Here is a 14,491-nt window from a genome sequence, read left to right as displayed (position 1 = left end):
CGGAATCAGTGGAAAGATGGGCCGGAAAGTGTCCGATCCTGCGTCTGGAGATCTCGTGACCGCCAAGACCGTGCTGCACAACTTCATCGGCGGCGCTCCGGCCGCGCCGGCCGAGGGCCGCTACGAGGACCTGATCGACCCGGCCACCGGCGAGGTGTTCGCGTCCGCCCCGATCTCCGGCAAGCCGGATGTCGACCGGGCGTTCTCGGCCGCCTCGGACGCCTTCGAGAAGTGGCGCAACACGACCCCGAGCGAGCGGCAGCAGGCGCTGCTGAAGTTCGCCGACGCGATCGAGGCCCGCACCGAGGAGCTGGTCGCCGCCGAGTCGCAGAACACCGGCAAGCCGCTCGGCCTGACCCGCAGCGAAGAACTGCCGCCCGCGATCGACCAGATCCGCTTCTTCGCCGGCGCCGCCCGGTTGCTCGAGGGCCGGTCCGCGGGGCAGTACATGAACGGCTTCGAATCCTACGTACGCCGCGAGCCGGTCGGCGTGTGCGCGCAGGTCACGCCGTGGAACTACCCGCTCATGATGGCCGTCTGGAAGATCGCGCCGGCGCTCGCGGCCGGCAACACGGTCGTCCTCAAGCCGTCCGACACCACCCCGGTCACGTCGGTCATGCTCGCCGAGATCGCCGCCGAGTTCCTCCCGGCCGGCGTGTTCAACGTGGTCGTCGGCGACCGCGACACCGGCCGCCAGCTGGTCAGCCACCCCACCCCGCAGATGGTGTCGATCACCGGCAGCGTCCGGGCCGGCATGGAGGTCGCTCAGGCCGCCTCGGCCGACCTCAAGCGCACCCACCTCGAGCTGGGCGGAAAGGCCCCGGTCGTGGTGTTCGACGATGCCGACATCGAGGCCGCGGCCGAGGCGATCGCGGTCGGCGGCTATTTCAACGCCGGCCAGGACTGCACCGCCGCCACCCGGGTGCTCGCCTCCCCGCGGGTCTACTCCGACTTCGTGGCTGCCCTCGCCGAGCAGGCCAAGGGCACCAAGACCGGCGCCGCCGACGACGAGGACGTGCTCTACGGCCCGCTGAACAACTCCCGCCAGCTCGACCGGGTGGCCGGCTTCGTCGACCGCCTCCCCGACCACGCGGTGCTCTCGGCCGGCGGCGCACGCGTCGGCGACCGCGGCTTCTTCTACTCCCCCACCGTCGTCTCCGGCCTGCGCCAGACCGACGAGGTGGTGCAGGACGAGATCTTCGGCCCGGTCATCACGGTCCAGCAGTTCACCGACGAGGACGAGGCGGTCCGCTGGGCCAACGGCGTCGAATACGGCCTGGCCTCCAGCGTCTGGACCAAGGACCACGCCCGCGCCATGCGGATGACGCAGCGCCTCGACTTCGGCTGCGTCTGGGTCAACTGCCACATCCCGCTGGTCGCCGAGATGCCGCACGGCGGCTTCAAACACTCCGGACACGGCAAGGACCTGAGTGTGTACGGGCTGGAGGACTACACCCGCCTCAAGCACGTGATGCACGCCCTCGGCTAGCCTCCAGTGGAGTTGACGAGCACCGGGCCGGTCTCCTCGGCGGGGCGGCGGCGGAACGCGCGGGCCACGCGCTTGACCGTGGCGTGGACGCCGGCGAGCAGGAAACCGAGGGCGATGCCGAAGGCGGCCGCCAGCAGCGGCGAGTCCGCGAAGGCGAGGCCGCCCACCCGGCCGAGGCCGATCGCGTAACCGGCCCACAGCAGGCTCGACACCACGCTGGCCGCCAGGAACGGGCCCATCGGCAGGGCGACCGACCCGGCCGTCAGCGTGGTGGCGGTGCGCCCGTACGGGATGAACCGGCCGATCACGAGGGCGACGCTGCCCTGCCGCAGCAGCGCCCGCTCGGCCACCAACTTCGCCGCGGCCAGCTTGCCGCCGGTGATCCGCGCGCCCGCCTTGCCCCCGACGTAATACGAGATCCGGTCACCGGCCGTTCCGCCCGCGACGGCGGCCACCGCGAGCGGGACGAGGTGGGGCGGCCCGGTCGTCGAGAGCGCGCCGAGCCCGATGATCACGGCTTCGGACATGGCGACCGGGACGAACCCGTCGACGGCCACCAGCAGGAAGATGATCACGTACAACCACGGTGACGAGATCAGTGGCAGTACGTGCTCCAGCACCCGGGGGGCCTCTCGTCGATCCGTCGCGCGAACGAACGAATCTTGCAGGCCGCCCAGGATTCGATCAAGTCCAGGCGCTCACCGCGCTACTGCTCGCGCATCTCCCACGGGGAGCCGTACTCGACCAGCTTGTCCAGGAACGGCATCGGATCAAAGGCTTCCGGACCGAGTACGCCGGTGCCCTTCCACACGCCTGCGGCGAGCAGCTCCAGCGCGACGATCGGGTTGATCGCGGTCTGCCAGACGACGGCCTGGCTGCCGTACTCGCGCATCGACCACTCGTTGTCGACCAGGTGGTAGAGGTAGACCTCGCGCGGCGCGAAGTCCTTGCCCAGCCCCTTCACGAGCGTGCCGGCGCACGTCTTGCCGCTCATCTTGTCGCCCAGCGTGGCCGGGTCGGGCAGCACCGCCGCCACCACGTCGCGCGGCGACACCGAGGCCGCGCCGACGCGCACCGGCTCGGTGCGGTCCAGGCCCAGCTTGTGCAGGGTGCGCAGCACGTCGATGAACTCGCGGCCCAGGCCGTACTTGAAGGTGACCTTGCCGGCGTCCACCCAGCGCGGGATGAGCAGCACCTCCTCGTGCTCCACGTGCACGCACTCGACCGGGCCGATCCCGCCCGGGAAGTCGAACATCTCCGGCTCGCTGAGCGGCTCGGTCGTGAACCAGCCGCGGCCCTTCTCGTAGATCACCGGCGGGTTCAGGCACTCCTCGATCGTCGTCCACACCGAGAACGACGGCGCGAACTCATAACCTTCAACCACCAAATTCCCACCATCGCGTACGCCGACCTCGTCGATCCGGGCGAACAGGTGCTCCGCGGCGTACTTGGCGAAGATGTCGGAGAGTCCCGGCTCGACGCCGATGCCGACCAGGGCGAGCCGCCCGGCCGCCGCCCAGGCCGTCGCGGCGGCGAACTGCTCGTCGCCCAGCTTCACCCCGGTCCGGTGGTAGGGGTCGTCGGGGTGCGGGTGCGACAGCGACATGGCCATGTCGAGGTAGTCGGCGCCGGCGGCGTGCGCGCCCTCGAAGACCGGCATGACGAACCGCGGGTCGACGGCGTTGAGCACGTGGGTGATCTCGTGCGCGCGGCAGAGCTCGGCCACCGCGGAAGCGTCGGACGCGTCGATCTGCGCGGCCACGAAGCGGTCGTCGGCCACCGAATCGACCACCCGCACCGCGCGGGCGAGGTCGTAGTCGGCGACGACGTACCGGGAGAAGAACTCGCGGCGGCGGGCGATGCCGGCCGCAGCGGACCCGACACCGCCCGCGCCGACAACGAGGACGCGCATGAGAAACGCACCTTTCGGGTTATCACGGCTTTCTGATCACTGAAACCGTGCCCCAAGAGCCTCTACACCACTGAAACCCTTGTCAAGAGCGATCAACTCTGCGATAAACGCAGTTGCCAAGTCCGCCGCGGAGGGATGTCCAGTGCTTGATCGGTACGGATTCCATTGATCACGGCAAACCGGACGAGCGATTCCATTGCCGTACACCCGCACCCGGGGAAGAATCGCGGCGTGACCGCGGACCTGGCTTTGGATCAGATCAACAAGCAGATCATCGAGCACCTGCAGCGCGACGGCCGCATGTCGTACGCGACGCTCGCCAAGGAGATCGGCCTCTCCGAGGCGGCCGTGCGCCAGCGCGTGCAGCGGCTGCTCGACGGCGGGCTCATGCAGATCGTGGCGGTCACCGACCCGCTCACCCTCGGTTTCGCCCGGCAGGCCATGGTCGGCCTCAAGGTCAACGGCGATCTGCGCGCCATCGCCGACGAGATCGCCGCCATCCCCGAGGTCGACTACGTGGTGATCTGCGCCGGCGGTTTCGACCTGCTGGTCGAGCTGGTCTGCACCGACGACGAGCACCTGCTCGACCTGCTCAACGAGAAGGTCCGCCCGATCAAGGGCGTCACCTCCTGCGAGACGTTCATGTACCTGAAGCTGGCGAAACAGACCTACGCGTGGGGAACCCGATGACCGCTCCGTCCTACTGGTTGCACACCCTCGGCGAGATCACGCCGCGTCCGCCGCTCGACGGCGACCTGACGGTGGACGTGGCGATCGCCGGCGGTGGGTACACCGGGCTGTGGACGGCGTACTACCTGTCGCAGGTCGCGCCCGAGCTGTCGGTCGCGATCGTCGAGGCGGAATATTGCGGGTTCGGCGCCTCCGGGCGCAACGGCGGCTGGGCGTCCGGCCTCTTCCCGGTGTCCGAGGCCAAGCTCACCCGCCGCTTCAGCGCTTCGCGCGCCGCGTCGATGCATGAGGCATTGGCGGACGCGGTCGACGAGGTCGGGCGAGCCGCGGCGGCCGAGGGCATCGACTGCGACTACGCAAAGGGCGGAACCATAACCCTTGCGCGTACGCCGGCGCAGCTGCGCCGCCAGCGTGGGACGACCGGATTTCTCGACGCCGCCGCCGCTTCCGAGATCTGCGGCGCGACCGGGGTGCTCGGCGGCGTCTACAGCCCCCACTGCGCCGCCCTGCACCCGGCCAAGCTGGTGCGCGGCCTCGCCGCCGCCGTCGAGGCGCGCGGCGCCCGGATCTACGAGGGCACCCGGGTGCAGCGGATCGCGCGCGGCCTCGTCGCCACCGATCGCGGGTCGATCAGGGCCGGCACGGTCGTGCGGGCGCTCGAGGGCTACACGGCCCGGCTCGCCGGGCACCGCCGCGCGCTCGCGCCGGTCTACTCGCTGATGATCGCCACGGAGCCGCTGCCGGAATCGGACTGGGAGCGGATCGGCCTGAAGCGCCGGGAGACCTTCGCCGACGAGCGCCACATGATCATCTACGGCCAGCGGACCGCCGACGACCGGCTCGCGTTCGGCGGGCGGGGCGCGCCGTACCATTTCGGGTCGCGCGTCGACCCGTCGTACGACCGGGTCCCGGCCGTCTTCGACAGCCTGGCGGCCACGCTCACCGAGATGTTCGGGATCACGCCGGAGATCGCCTACCGCTGGGGTGGACCGCTCGGCATCCCCCGCGACTGGATGCCCTCGGTCGGCCTGGCCGACGGGATGGCCTGGGCGGGCGGATACGTGGGCGACGGTGTCGCGGCTGCGAACCTGGCCGGCCGTACACTCGCGGATTTGATCTCCGGCACCGAGAGTGACCGGACCGCCCTGCCGTGGGTGGGTCATCGCTCCCGGCAGTGGGAGCCGGAACCGATCCGCTGGATCGGCATCAACGCCGCGCTGCACGCCACCAATCTGCGCGATGCGCTGGAGCGGCCCGCGCGAGTGTCGTCAGTGGACTAAAGTCGCCGGGCATGGGTGACCGTCAGTACGATTTCGACACCAGCGTGGCCCACCCCGCCCGGGTGTACGACTACTGGCTGGGCGGCAAGGACAACTTCGAGGCCGACCGCAAGGCCGCCGAGGAGGTCATCGCCGTCCGCCCCAGCATCCTGTACGACATCCGCGCCAACCGGCAGTTCCTCGGCCGGGCCGTGCGCTGGCTGGCGGCCGAGGCCGGCGTCCGCCAGTTCCTCGACATCGGCACCGGCATCCCCGCCGCCGGCAACACCCACCAGGTGGCGCAGGAGGTCGACCCGGCGGCCCGCATCGTCTACGTGGACAACGACCCGATCGTCCTGGTGCACGCCCGCGCCCTGCTCAACGGCGCGACCGCCTATGTCGACGGCGACCTGCGCGAGCCGCAGCCGATCCTGGCCACCGCACGCGAAACGCTCGACTTCGGCAAACCGATCGCGGTCCTGCTGATCGGCGTGCTGCACCTGATCTCCGACGAGGAGAACCCGGCCGCGATCATCGCGCAGCTGATGGCCGCCGTCCCGCCCGGCAGCTACCTGGCCGTCACCCAGCCGGCCAGCGACATCAACGCCGAACAGGCCGCCGCCGGCCAGCAGCGCTACAACAGCAAGGTCGCCACCAAGCAGACCCGGCGCACCCGCGCCGAGACCACCCGCTTCTTCGACGGCCTGGCGTTGGTCGAGCCAGGCGTCGAGCAGATCCACCGCTGGCGGCCGGCCCCCGGCGCCGAACTGGCCCGCGAGGTCAGCGGCTGGGCCGCGGTCGGCCGGAAAACCGAGTGACGGTTCGGCGCCGCGGTGCCATCCTGGTGACATGACGTCCCGCGCCGCCTCTTTTGCCCGCCCCCTTTCGGTGGCCGGCTGACTTCTGCGCGTTTGACTCATTGGCCGCCCCACGGGCGGCCTTTCTCGTTCCCGGCCTCCCGCGTGGCACGCACACCACGGAGGTTCCGATGTCCTACCCGACCCGCACCGCCGACCTGGCGATCCGCGACCTGACCGACCCGGCGCAGGGCCCGCACGCCATCCAGCTCCTCGTCGACGCGATCCTGGCTGCCACCACCGCCCACCGGCCCGCCGTCCCACTGATCGTCCACCGCGGCGAACGAATAGTCGACGTAGCCGACAACTACGACCACCTCGGCTACTCCCCCGACGCCGCAGCCCGCGACGCCCGCTACACCCGCTACGTCTCCGCCACCCGAATGCTGCGCTCCCAGACGTCCGCCCTGATCCCAGGCGCACTTCGAACCCTGACCACACCCGAAGCCCTGATCGCCTGCCCCGGCATCGTCTACCGCCGCGACTCCATCGACCGCCTCCACACCGGAACCCCCCACCAACTCGACCTCTGGCGCATAGCCACCGACCGGCCCGTCGACCGCCTTGATACCAGCCCGCCCACCCGGGAGAACTCGACCCACGACCCGGCCGTCACCTCCACCCACCGCCCGGCCGTCACCTCCACCCGCCACCCGGCCGTCGCTGACGACTCCACCCGCGGACCGGTCTCGCGGTCGGCCGGGCGTGCGGGCCTGATCGAGCTCGTCGCTGTCGCGCTGGGCGCGGCGTTGCCGGGCAGACCGTGGCGGACCCGGCCGGCCACTCACCCCTACACCACCGATGGCCTGGAGATCGAGGCCTGGTCGGGCGAGGCGTGGGTGGAGGTCGGCGAATGCGGCGTTGCGGCGGCACATGTGCTGCGGGCCGCCGCGCCGGATGCGGTCGAAGGAGGGTTGCACGGCCTCGCGCTCGGTCTCGGCCTCGACCGGTTGCTGATGCTGCGCAAGGGCATCGGCGACATCCGGCTGCTGCGCTCGGCCGACCCGCGGGTGGCCGGCCAGATGACATCGCTGGACCCGTACCGCCCGGTGCCGTCGCAACCTGCGGCCCGCCGCGATCTGTCGCTCGCCATGCCGGCCGGCGTGACCGCCGAGGATCTCGGCGACCGCATCCGCGAGCTACTCGGCCCGGATGCCGACCTGGTCGAGGAGGTCACGATCCGCTCCACCACACCGGCAGCCGACCTGCCCACCGCGTCCCGCCAACGGCTGGCCATCCGCGACGACGAGGTGAACGTCCTACTCCGCGTAATCCTCCGCGACCCCCACGCCACCCTCCCGGGCGCCCGCGCCAACGCCCTGCGCGACCGCATCTGGCACGGCCTGGCCGGCACCCACCCGGCCGCCGCCTGAGGCCTGTTCCGAGGTCGCCGTCCGGGTCCGGCGGCTGCGGAGCTGCCCACCCAGATCCTTGAAACCGGGGCCTCGGCGACGCTCCGAGACCCCAACTTCCAGGATTCCAGGAAACCGGCGTCACCTTGACCGCGAAAGGTATCTGGTTGCCCAGGCGGAAGTGCAGCGCGCGATCAGCTCGCGAGCCGCGAGCCGCGGAGCGCCTACGGTCGGCCGGCGCGCCGCAGCACGTCCTGGATGAACGGGGCCTTGCCGGAGCGGTAGCGCGGGCGGTCGTGGCGGTCGGCGGCGGCCAGCTCGGATTTGAGCCGGGCGTATTCGGCCGCGTCGACGGGGTGGCTGCGCAGATGGTCGCGGAAGGCGAGCAACTGTCGCGCCAGCGGGTTCCCCGACTCGTAGACGTGCAGGTGGTGGGTGCGCAGTTCGATGCTCGGGAAGCAGAACGACCACTTCCGGCCGGCCTCGTCGCCCGGTTCCGGGGCGTGCAGCCAGCCGATCCGGCTCAGCGCGGCGGTGGCGCTGTGGCCGTCGTCGTAGGCGCCGATGCACACCATCATGTCGATGATCGGCTTGGCGGCGAGGCCCGGCACGGACGTGCTGCCGATGTGCTCGACCGGGCCGGCGATCCACGGCCCGAGCGCTTCCGCCACGGCGGCACGCTGCGCTTCGAACGCGTCGGGCCAACCCGGGTCGTACGGCATGATTTTGATCGGATCCTGTCGCTTGCTCATCGGCGGGCGCTCGGCAGCCAGTGCCGGGCCAGGGTCTCGAGGTCGTCGGCTGAGGGCGGTCGGCCCAGGTCGCCTGCCTCCGGGGCCGGGCGCAGGCCGTCGATGAGCAGTTGCAGGTAGCGGGTGTAGAGGTCGGGGCGGACGGCGTGGCTGTGGTAGGCCAGTTCGCTGACCATCATCAGCAGCAGCGGCAGGTCTTCCACCACCAGGTCGGCGCGCACCGAGCCGTCGGCCCGGGCGCGCTCGACGAGCCGGCGGATCAGCGGCTCGACCCGCTCGCGCATCTTCTCGACGTGGCGGACGTCGAAGTCGGCGCCGAGTGCGACGTCGCGAAGCCCGCGGTCGGCGGCATGCATCTCGGCGGCCCGGCGCAGGAACGTGGTGAGGCCTGCCCACCCGTCGGCTGCGCCGAGGGCCTCCTCGGCGACCCGCACGTGGTCCTCGAGGCGCTCCTCCAGGGCGACCTCGAGCAGCGCCTCCTTGGTGGGGAAACGCCGGTAGACGGTGCCGATGCCGACGCCGGCGTGCTGGGCGATGTCGTCGAAGGTGGCGGCCAGGCCGCGCGCGGCATAGACCTCGCGGGCGGCCTCGATGATGCGCTGCCGGTTGAGCTCGGCATCCCGGCGAAGAGGCTTGTCCGTCACACCCCAAGGTTAACAAGCGGAGCTTAGACCTCAACTTCTGTGACCAGGCCAACAAAGCGGAGCAATGCCCTCAACTTAGCCGTTACCGTTTCGAAGCGGAGGGTGTGCCTCAACTTGGGAGAGACGATCATGACGACACTTGCGGAGAAGGCCACCGATCACCGGGCCGGGCGGTGGTGGGCACTCGTGGTGCTGGCGATGGCCCAGCTCATGGTGGTGCTCGACGGCACGGTCGTGAACATCGCGCTGCCCACCGCCCAGGCCGACCTCGGCTTCTCCGACTCCGGCCGGCAGTGGGTGATCACCGGTTATGCCCTCGCCTTCGGCAGCCTGTTGCTGCTCGGCGGGCGGCTGTCCGACCTGATCGGCCGCAAGAAGATGTTCCTCATCGGCCTGATCGGCTTCGCCGCCGCCTCCGCGCTCGGTGGCGCGGCCAACGGCATCGAGATGCTGATCATCGCCCGCGTCCTGCAGGGCATGTTCGGCGCCGCGCTCGCCCCGGCCGCCCTGTCGCTGCTGTCGATCACGTTCTCCGATCCGGCCGAGCGGGGCAAGGCGTTCGGCATCTACGGCGCCATCTCCGGCGCCGGCGGCGCGGTCGGCCTGCTGCTCGGCGGCGTCCTGACCGAGTACGCGTCGTGGCGCTGGTGCCTCTACGTCAACCTGGTGTTCGCCGTGGCCGGCGTGGTCGGCGCCCTGACCAAGCTGCACGACGAACCGGCCGCGAACCGCGACCGGATGGACTGGCCGGGCGTCGTCACCTCGATCACCGGACTGGTGGCCCTGGTCTACGGGCTCGGCAACGCCGAGACGGACGGCTGGAGCGATCCGAAGACGTACGGCTTCATCGTCGCCGGCCTGATCATCCTGGCCGTCTTCGTCGCCGTCGAGCGGCGTGCGAAGCACCCGCTGCTGCCGCTGCGCGTCGTGCTGAACCGTAACCGCGGCGGTTCCTACCTGTCGATCGCGATCGCCGGCGCGGGCCTGTTCGGGGTGTTCCTGTTCCTCACCTACTACCTGACCGGCATTCTCGGGTTCAGCCCGATCCAGTCCGGCCTGGCGTTCCTGCCCATGCTCGGCGGCGTGATGATCTCCGCGACCACGCTCGGCTCACTGCTGACCCCGCGCGTCGGCCCGCGCCCGCTCGCGACGATCGGTTCCCTGGTGGCGGCGGGCGGCCTGGCCTATATGACCCGGCTCGACCTGGACTCGTCCTACGTCACCGGTGTGCTGCCCGCCCTGATCGTGATCGGCTTCGGCATGGGCCTGATCTTCGCGCCCACCCAGAACGCCGCCACCTCCGGCGTGCAGCACCATGACGCCGGCGTGGCCTCGGCGATGCTCAACACCGCCCAGCAGATCGGCGGCTCGATCGGCACCGCCCTGCTCAGCTCGTTCGCCGCGTCGGCCGCAACCAATTATCTGACCGGCCGGACGCCGGACGCGCAGACCGCGGCATTGGCCCAGATTCACAGCTACCACACGGTCTTCTGGTGGTCGGTTGCGTTCTTCGTCCTCTGCGCGATCGTCTCGGCGGTCACTTTCCGCAGCGGCCCACTGGAAGTGGATCCGGATGCCGCTCCGGTAATTGCACATTGAGCAGGAATATCAGCGGTAAATGAATAAAGAGACGGCCGGTTACCCCGGGAGATCACGCCGATGTGGCGGATCTCGACCATGGATGACCGGCCGTCACTACACCCGGTGGCCCCGAATCGGGGTCACCGGGCAGCTGTCAGAGCGGACGAATGTTCTCTGCCTGCAGGCCCTTGGCGCCCTGCGCGACGTCGAACTCGACTCGCTGGTTCTCCTCGAGGCTGCGGAAGCCCGACGTGGCGATAGCTGAGAAGTGCGCGAAGACGTCGCCGCCCCCGCCGTCCTGCGTGATGAAGCCGAAGCCCTTGTCCGAGTTGAACCACTTGACAGTGCCGGTAGCCATTACCGCTCCTTGCTGGCTATCAGGACCCCACACCGTGCGGGATCCTCGCGCTGCCGCCTTTGATTGCCTGAACGTTGCTGACGAAACAAAAAACGCCCGCGGGCCGAGATGCCCGTCAGGCGTCAAGAACGTCTTAGGAAATCAAAACTGCAACGGCGCAAACCTAGCACAGGAAATAGGGTACGGCGTAGCCCCACTCGAAGGTGGCACGGGCCGTTTCACGTTGTGGGCACGACCCCGATCGACGGGTTTTCGGCCCGCCTATTCTGGGCCGATGAGCGACGAGGTGGCGGCCAAGCGGATCAGCGCCCGCGGCCAGTCGACCCGCACGCGCATCCTCGCCGCGGCGAACGACCTCATGTATGAGTGCGGCGTCAACGCGACGACCCTCGACGACGTGCGCGCGGCCAGCCGGACCAGCAAATCGCAGCTCTACCAGCACTTCGCCGACAAGCAGGAGCTGGTACCACGCTGTCCGAGACCTTCGCGGCCTGGGAGCGGCTGCTCGCCGACGGCCTGCGCCGGATGCAGGCGAGCGGCGAGATGCGCGCCGACGCCGACCCCGGCCGATTGGCGATCGGCCTGATGGCCGCGTTGCAGGGCGGCTACCTGCTGGCGAACGCCGCGCATGAGGTCGGCCCGATGGAGGTCGCGCTGGACATGGCGCTGGACCACATCCGGTCGTACCTCGCCGACCAGCAAAAGGCCGACCAGAAAAGCGTGGGCTGCGTGGGCGGGCGGCGCTTGCCGAACAGCGCGAACTTGTCGGACGTCGTGTAGTCCGGAACCGGCAGGCCGTGCCGGCGAAGAGCGCCGCGCACCCGGGCCCGCACCTCCTCACGGTAGGGGCGTGGCGCGCGCGAACCGTCGGCGTACACCGGAAGCAGTTCGGGGTGTTCGCGGCGCAGCCAGGCGAAGAAGAGCTCCTTGACGCCGCGCATCAGATACAGCGAGGTGAGCAGGACGGCGGCCGCGCCCGCGTCGGCGAGCGGCCAGCTCCCGCCGCAGCACGTCACCGACGTTGACCTGGACGATCACCTGATTGTCGAAGTCGGCGCCCATGTCCAGCCCGAGGTGCTCGTGGGTCGGCCGGGCGACACAGTAGGCGCAGGCGTGCGTGCATCCCCGACAGGGGTTGATCGTCCACTCGCCGGGAAGCATCGCGCTGGTGGCCGGCACGTGGTTGAGCGCGCTGCGGGTCAGCACCTCGTGGAACGTGACGCCCTCGAACTCCGGCGTGCGCACACTGCGAACCAGGTTGTTGAGCCGCCCGAGCCCCGGCAGCGTGCCGGGCGCGAGCGCGTCGATCCGCTGCCCTGCCCAGCGCATGTCACTGACCCGCGCATGATGCCGCATCTCCCCGCATCCACGCCGACCACCGTGCCACGTTTGGACTAAATAGCCCAGTTACGGAGTCGCGGCCAGCACCGTCCGCGGTGCGGCGTCACAGGCCGCCCGCGCCGCGCCGATCAACCGTCGAACCTCCACCGGATGCCGCCCGAGCGAGGCCCGCGCCCGCGCCAGAGCGGTCGCGGCGTTCTCCATCGGCCGGCCGCTCCACTGCTCCGGCGTGCGCTCCACCGCGAACAGCGCCTCGGTCAGCGCAGCCACCTCGAGCAGGAACGTGAACGCGGCGGCCGGCACGATCTCCGACGACCAGTCAGTCTCCCGGAAGGTGAGTCCGCCACCGGGATCGTGCGCCAGCCGCGCCTCCTCAATGGTGGTGCCGCGATCGCCTAGCCGGTCTCGAAGATCCAGCAGCGCGGTGAGCGCCGCTTCGTCGACATCCTTCAGCGCGTCGCTGGTCATCGCGTCGATGATCTCCGTGAGCTGATCGCGGATCACCCCGGACGCGAGATCACCGAGGGCCCGATCGGTCTCGCCGTTGCCACGCCCCACGACGCAGGCACGAGCGGTCCGAATGAGATCCCGGGCGTTGCCACCCGACCAGGCCAGGCAGAACAGCGCAGCCGACGACCGGAACCGCAACGCCCGCCGGAAGATCAGCGTCCGGGACTCCTCCGCCGTCAGCGGCGTCATCCGCACGATGGTGTCGAAGGACGAGTCAAAGGCATCCCGCACCGGTACGCCCCGAGCAGCGAACCGGGCCAGCGCGTCAGTCGACACCGAGACCAGGAAATGCACCCCGTCCACATGAAACAGGTCCTTGAGCCCGTTGATCATGTTGATCGCCGTCTCGGGCTTGTCGACCTTGTCCAGCTCATCGATGCACACCACGACCCGGCCTGGGAGTTCGGCTTTCGCGGGCTGGCGCTTGAGCAGCGTGACGAGCTTTTCAAGAAAGAGGCGCAGCTCCTGTACGGATTCAGCGTGCGTCAACTCCCGCTGCGCCCGGGCCAGTTTGTCGGTGCCTTCCACGGTCAGGTTCTTGCCGGCCGCGGCCGTCCCCTTCGCCGTGCGCTCCACGGTCGTGGTCCAGTCGAGGAAGGTCAGCGCATTGGTGCCGAGGCTCGGAAGGTCGACGGCGTCATCGGTGAGGCGAGCGCCCGCCTGAAAATTCTGCGCGGCTTGGAAAGTGCGTAGCAGGAGGTAGCCGGCCGCGATACCGAAGAGGACGAGGGCAGCGATGCCCATCCACCCTAGCCGGACACCGAACAGCCCCGTGGGATCGAACTCGTCGTCGTAGGGATTGACCCGATCCAGGATCTTGCTGTTCTTACCGGTGACGGTCGCGCGATCGGCCACGAATGCCGCAAGCGCGCCGGCGGCCACCATGATCCCGGCGATGACCGGCAAAAAACGCGCGAAGGCGTGGCGCCGACGCGTACTGACCTGGGCCAGGCTCCGGCCGCCGATCCGCCGCGCCAGTTGCCGATGGATCATCCTGGTCAATTCGTTGACCTCGTACCCGATCGGAACCGAGACTTCCACGCCGACTTCGGCGGCGTCGCGCACCTGGCGGACCAGCGTCGACTTGCCGGCGCCGCGCGGCCCGGCAATACCGATCGCGGTGGCGTCGTGTTCCTCCACGAACGACTTGATCGTCTCGAGGGTCGAGGACGGGGCGGCGTCGGTGACGTTCAGCTCGACCAGAGACGGCGCTTTGATCAGGGCGAAGGTGTTCGACCAGCGCTTCTCAGGGGCTTCGAGTCGAGTGGCTGCCAGATTGACGCGCAGGCGGATCTCACGGGTGACGGCGTTCTCGAAGACTTCGCGAGGAAGTGTGGCCGCCTTGCGCTGACGCAGTTGGCCCGCCACCAGTAGGGCCACGAAATAGGCCACCGCACTGGGCACGGCCAGCCAGGAAAGGTCCTGCGAACCAGGAAGGAATCCGCCGCGGAACAGGAGGAACACGACACCGCCACCAATGATGGCCGAGAGAAACGCGAGCCAGATCTGATCGCGCAGCGATCGATGCGATGCCAGCGCCTTCCGGTACTGCTCGGTGTTCTGAGCCAGGGCCTCGCGGATCTTGTCGTGCTCGATCGACAACGCTGCAACGATCTCCTCGTTGTCCCCGGCGCTGAGCCCGTGCCGGGTGAAATCGTTGACAACTTCGCGTGTTCTTCGTGCCACGTCCGCATACGACAGCAGGTCCTTCATGGTGCGTGCCATCGTGACCTCCGTCGGCGTCGA

At 69.7% G+C, this 14,491-nt stretch carries 13 protein-coding genes and 1 pseudogene; 7 read left to right on the top strand and 7 right to left on the bottom strand.

Going from position 1 to position 14,491, the window contains the following annotated elements; all coding sequences use genetic code 11:
• Window positions 1-55 precede the first annotated feature (55 nt).
• Window positions 56-1,489, top strand: coding sequence for a gamma-aminobutyraldehyde dehydrogenase (locus tag AB0E90_RS36320; RefSeq protein ID WP_360416061.1), 1,434 nt, complete (start codon window positions 56-58; stop codon window positions 1,487-1,489).
• Here AB0E90_RS36320 and AB0E90_RS36315 read toward each other — a convergent pair.
• Window positions 1,486-2,109 (bottom strand): VTT domain-containing protein, encoded by a 624-nt coding sequence (locus tag AB0E90_RS36315; RefSeq protein WP_360416059.1) that lies wholly within the window; start codon window positions 2,107-2,109, stop codon window positions 1,486-1,488. The genes AB0E90_RS36320 and AB0E90_RS36315 overlap by 4 nt on opposite strands.
• Before the next feature lie 86 nt (window positions 2,110-2,195).
• The gene (locus AB0E90_RS36310; protein WP_360416057.1) at window positions 2,196-3,401 is read right to left on the bottom strand and encodes a saccharopine dehydrogenase C-terminal domain-containing protein; all 1,206 of its coding nucleotides are present in this window, start codon (window positions 3,399-3,401) and stop codon (window positions 2,196-2,198) included.
• 231 nt (window positions 3,402-3,632) lie between these two features.
• Here AB0E90_RS36310 and AB0E90_RS36305 point away from each other — a divergent pair, with 231 nt between their 5' ends.
• From AB0E90_RS36305 to AB0E90_RS36290, 4 genes are all read left to right on the top strand, one after another.
• Window positions 3,633-4,091, top strand: a complete 459-nt coding sequence (locus tag AB0E90_RS36305) for an Lrp/AsnC family transcriptional regulator (RefSeq protein ID WP_360416055.1) — start codon at window positions 3,633-3,635, stop codon at window positions 4,089-4,091.
• Window positions 4,088-5,371, top strand: a complete 1,284-nt coding sequence (locus AB0E90_RS36300; RefSeq protein ID WP_360416053.1) for an FAD-binding oxidoreductase — start codon at window positions 4,088-4,090, stop codon at window positions 5,369-5,371. The genes AB0E90_RS36305 and AB0E90_RS36300 overlap by 4 nt, the downstream gene beginning before the upstream one ends.
• Before the next feature lie 11 nt (window positions 5,372-5,382).
• A complete protein-coding gene (locus AB0E90_RS36295) occupies window positions 5,383-6,168 on the top strand; it encodes an SAM-dependent methyltransferase (RefSeq protein WP_360416051.1) in 786 nt (261 codons plus the stop codon).
• Between the two features lie 170 nt (window positions 6,169-6,338).
• A complete protein-coding gene (locus AB0E90_RS36290) occupies window positions 6,339-7,580 on the top strand; it encodes a hypothetical protein (RefSeq protein WP_360416049.1) in 1,242 nt (413 codons plus the stop codon).
• A 203-nt stretch (window positions 7,581-7,783) separates the two neighbouring features.
• Here the strand turns inward: AB0E90_RS36290 and AB0E90_RS36285 are convergent, their stop codons facing one another.
• Together AB0E90_RS36285 and AB0E90_RS36280 are read right to left on the bottom strand one after the other, a co-directional pair.
• A complete protein-coding gene (locus tag AB0E90_RS36285; protein ID WP_360416047.1) occupies window positions 7,784-8,311 on the bottom strand; it encodes a GrpB family protein in 528 nt (175 codons plus the stop codon).
• Complete coding sequence (locus AB0E90_RS36280; RefSeq protein WP_360416045.1) at window positions 8,308-8,955, bottom strand: helix-turn-helix domain-containing protein; 648 nt, start codon at window positions 8,953-8,955, stop codon at window positions 8,308-8,310. Before AB0E90_RS36280 ends, AB0E90_RS36285 begins: the two co-directional genes overlap by 4 nt.
• Window positions 8,956-9,084: 129 nt before the next feature.
• Here AB0E90_RS36280 and AB0E90_RS36275 point away from each other — a divergent pair, with 129 nt between their 5' ends.
• Window positions 9,085-10,554, top strand: coding sequence for a DHA2 family efflux MFS transporter permease subunit (locus AB0E90_RS36275; RefSeq protein WP_360416043.1), 1,470 nt, complete (start codon window positions 9,085-9,087; stop codon window positions 10,552-10,554).
• A 136-nt stretch (window positions 10,555-10,690) separates the two neighbouring features.
• Here AB0E90_RS36275 and AB0E90_RS36270 read toward each other — a convergent pair whose 3' ends face one another.
• Window positions 10,691-10,894 (bottom strand): cold-shock protein, encoded by a 204-nt coding sequence (locus AB0E90_RS36270; RefSeq protein WP_360416041.1) that lies wholly within the window; start codon window positions 10,892-10,894, stop codon window positions 10,691-10,693.
• A gap of 274 nt (window positions 10,895-11,168) precedes the next feature.
• Here AB0E90_RS36270 and AB0E90_RS36265 point away from each other — a divergent pair.
• A pseudogene (locus AB0E90_RS36265) lies at window positions 11,169-11,674 on the top strand (TetR/AcrR family transcriptional regulator).
• A gap of 57 nt (window positions 11,675-11,731) precedes the next feature.
• Here AB0E90_RS36265 and AB0E90_RS36260 read toward each other — a convergent pair.
• Both AB0E90_RS36260 and AB0E90_RS36255 read right to left on the bottom strand, forming a co-directional pair.
• On the bottom strand, window positions 11,732-12,250 hold the full coding sequence (locus AB0E90_RS36260; protein WP_360416039.1) for a hypothetical protein: 519 nt from the start codon (window positions 12,248-12,250) through the stop codon (window positions 11,732-11,734).
• A gap of 51 nt (window positions 12,251-12,301) precedes the next feature.
• Window positions 12,302-14,470, bottom strand: coding sequence for a P-loop NTPase fold protein (locus tag AB0E90_RS36255; RefSeq protein WP_360416037.1), 2,169 nt, complete (start codon window positions 14,468-14,470; stop codon window positions 12,302-12,304).
• Between the last annotated feature and the right edge of the window lie 21 nt (window positions 14,471-14,491).

Origin of the sequence: Actinoplanes sp. NPDC026619, from assembly GCF_040638295.1 — a bacterium.
Lineage (GTDB): Bacteria > Actinomycetota > Actinomycetes > Mycobacteriales > Micromonosporaceae > Actinoplanes.
The sequence above is the reverse complement of the archived record's forward strand: the minus strand, read 5'-3'. Positions and strand labels throughout refer to the sequence as shown.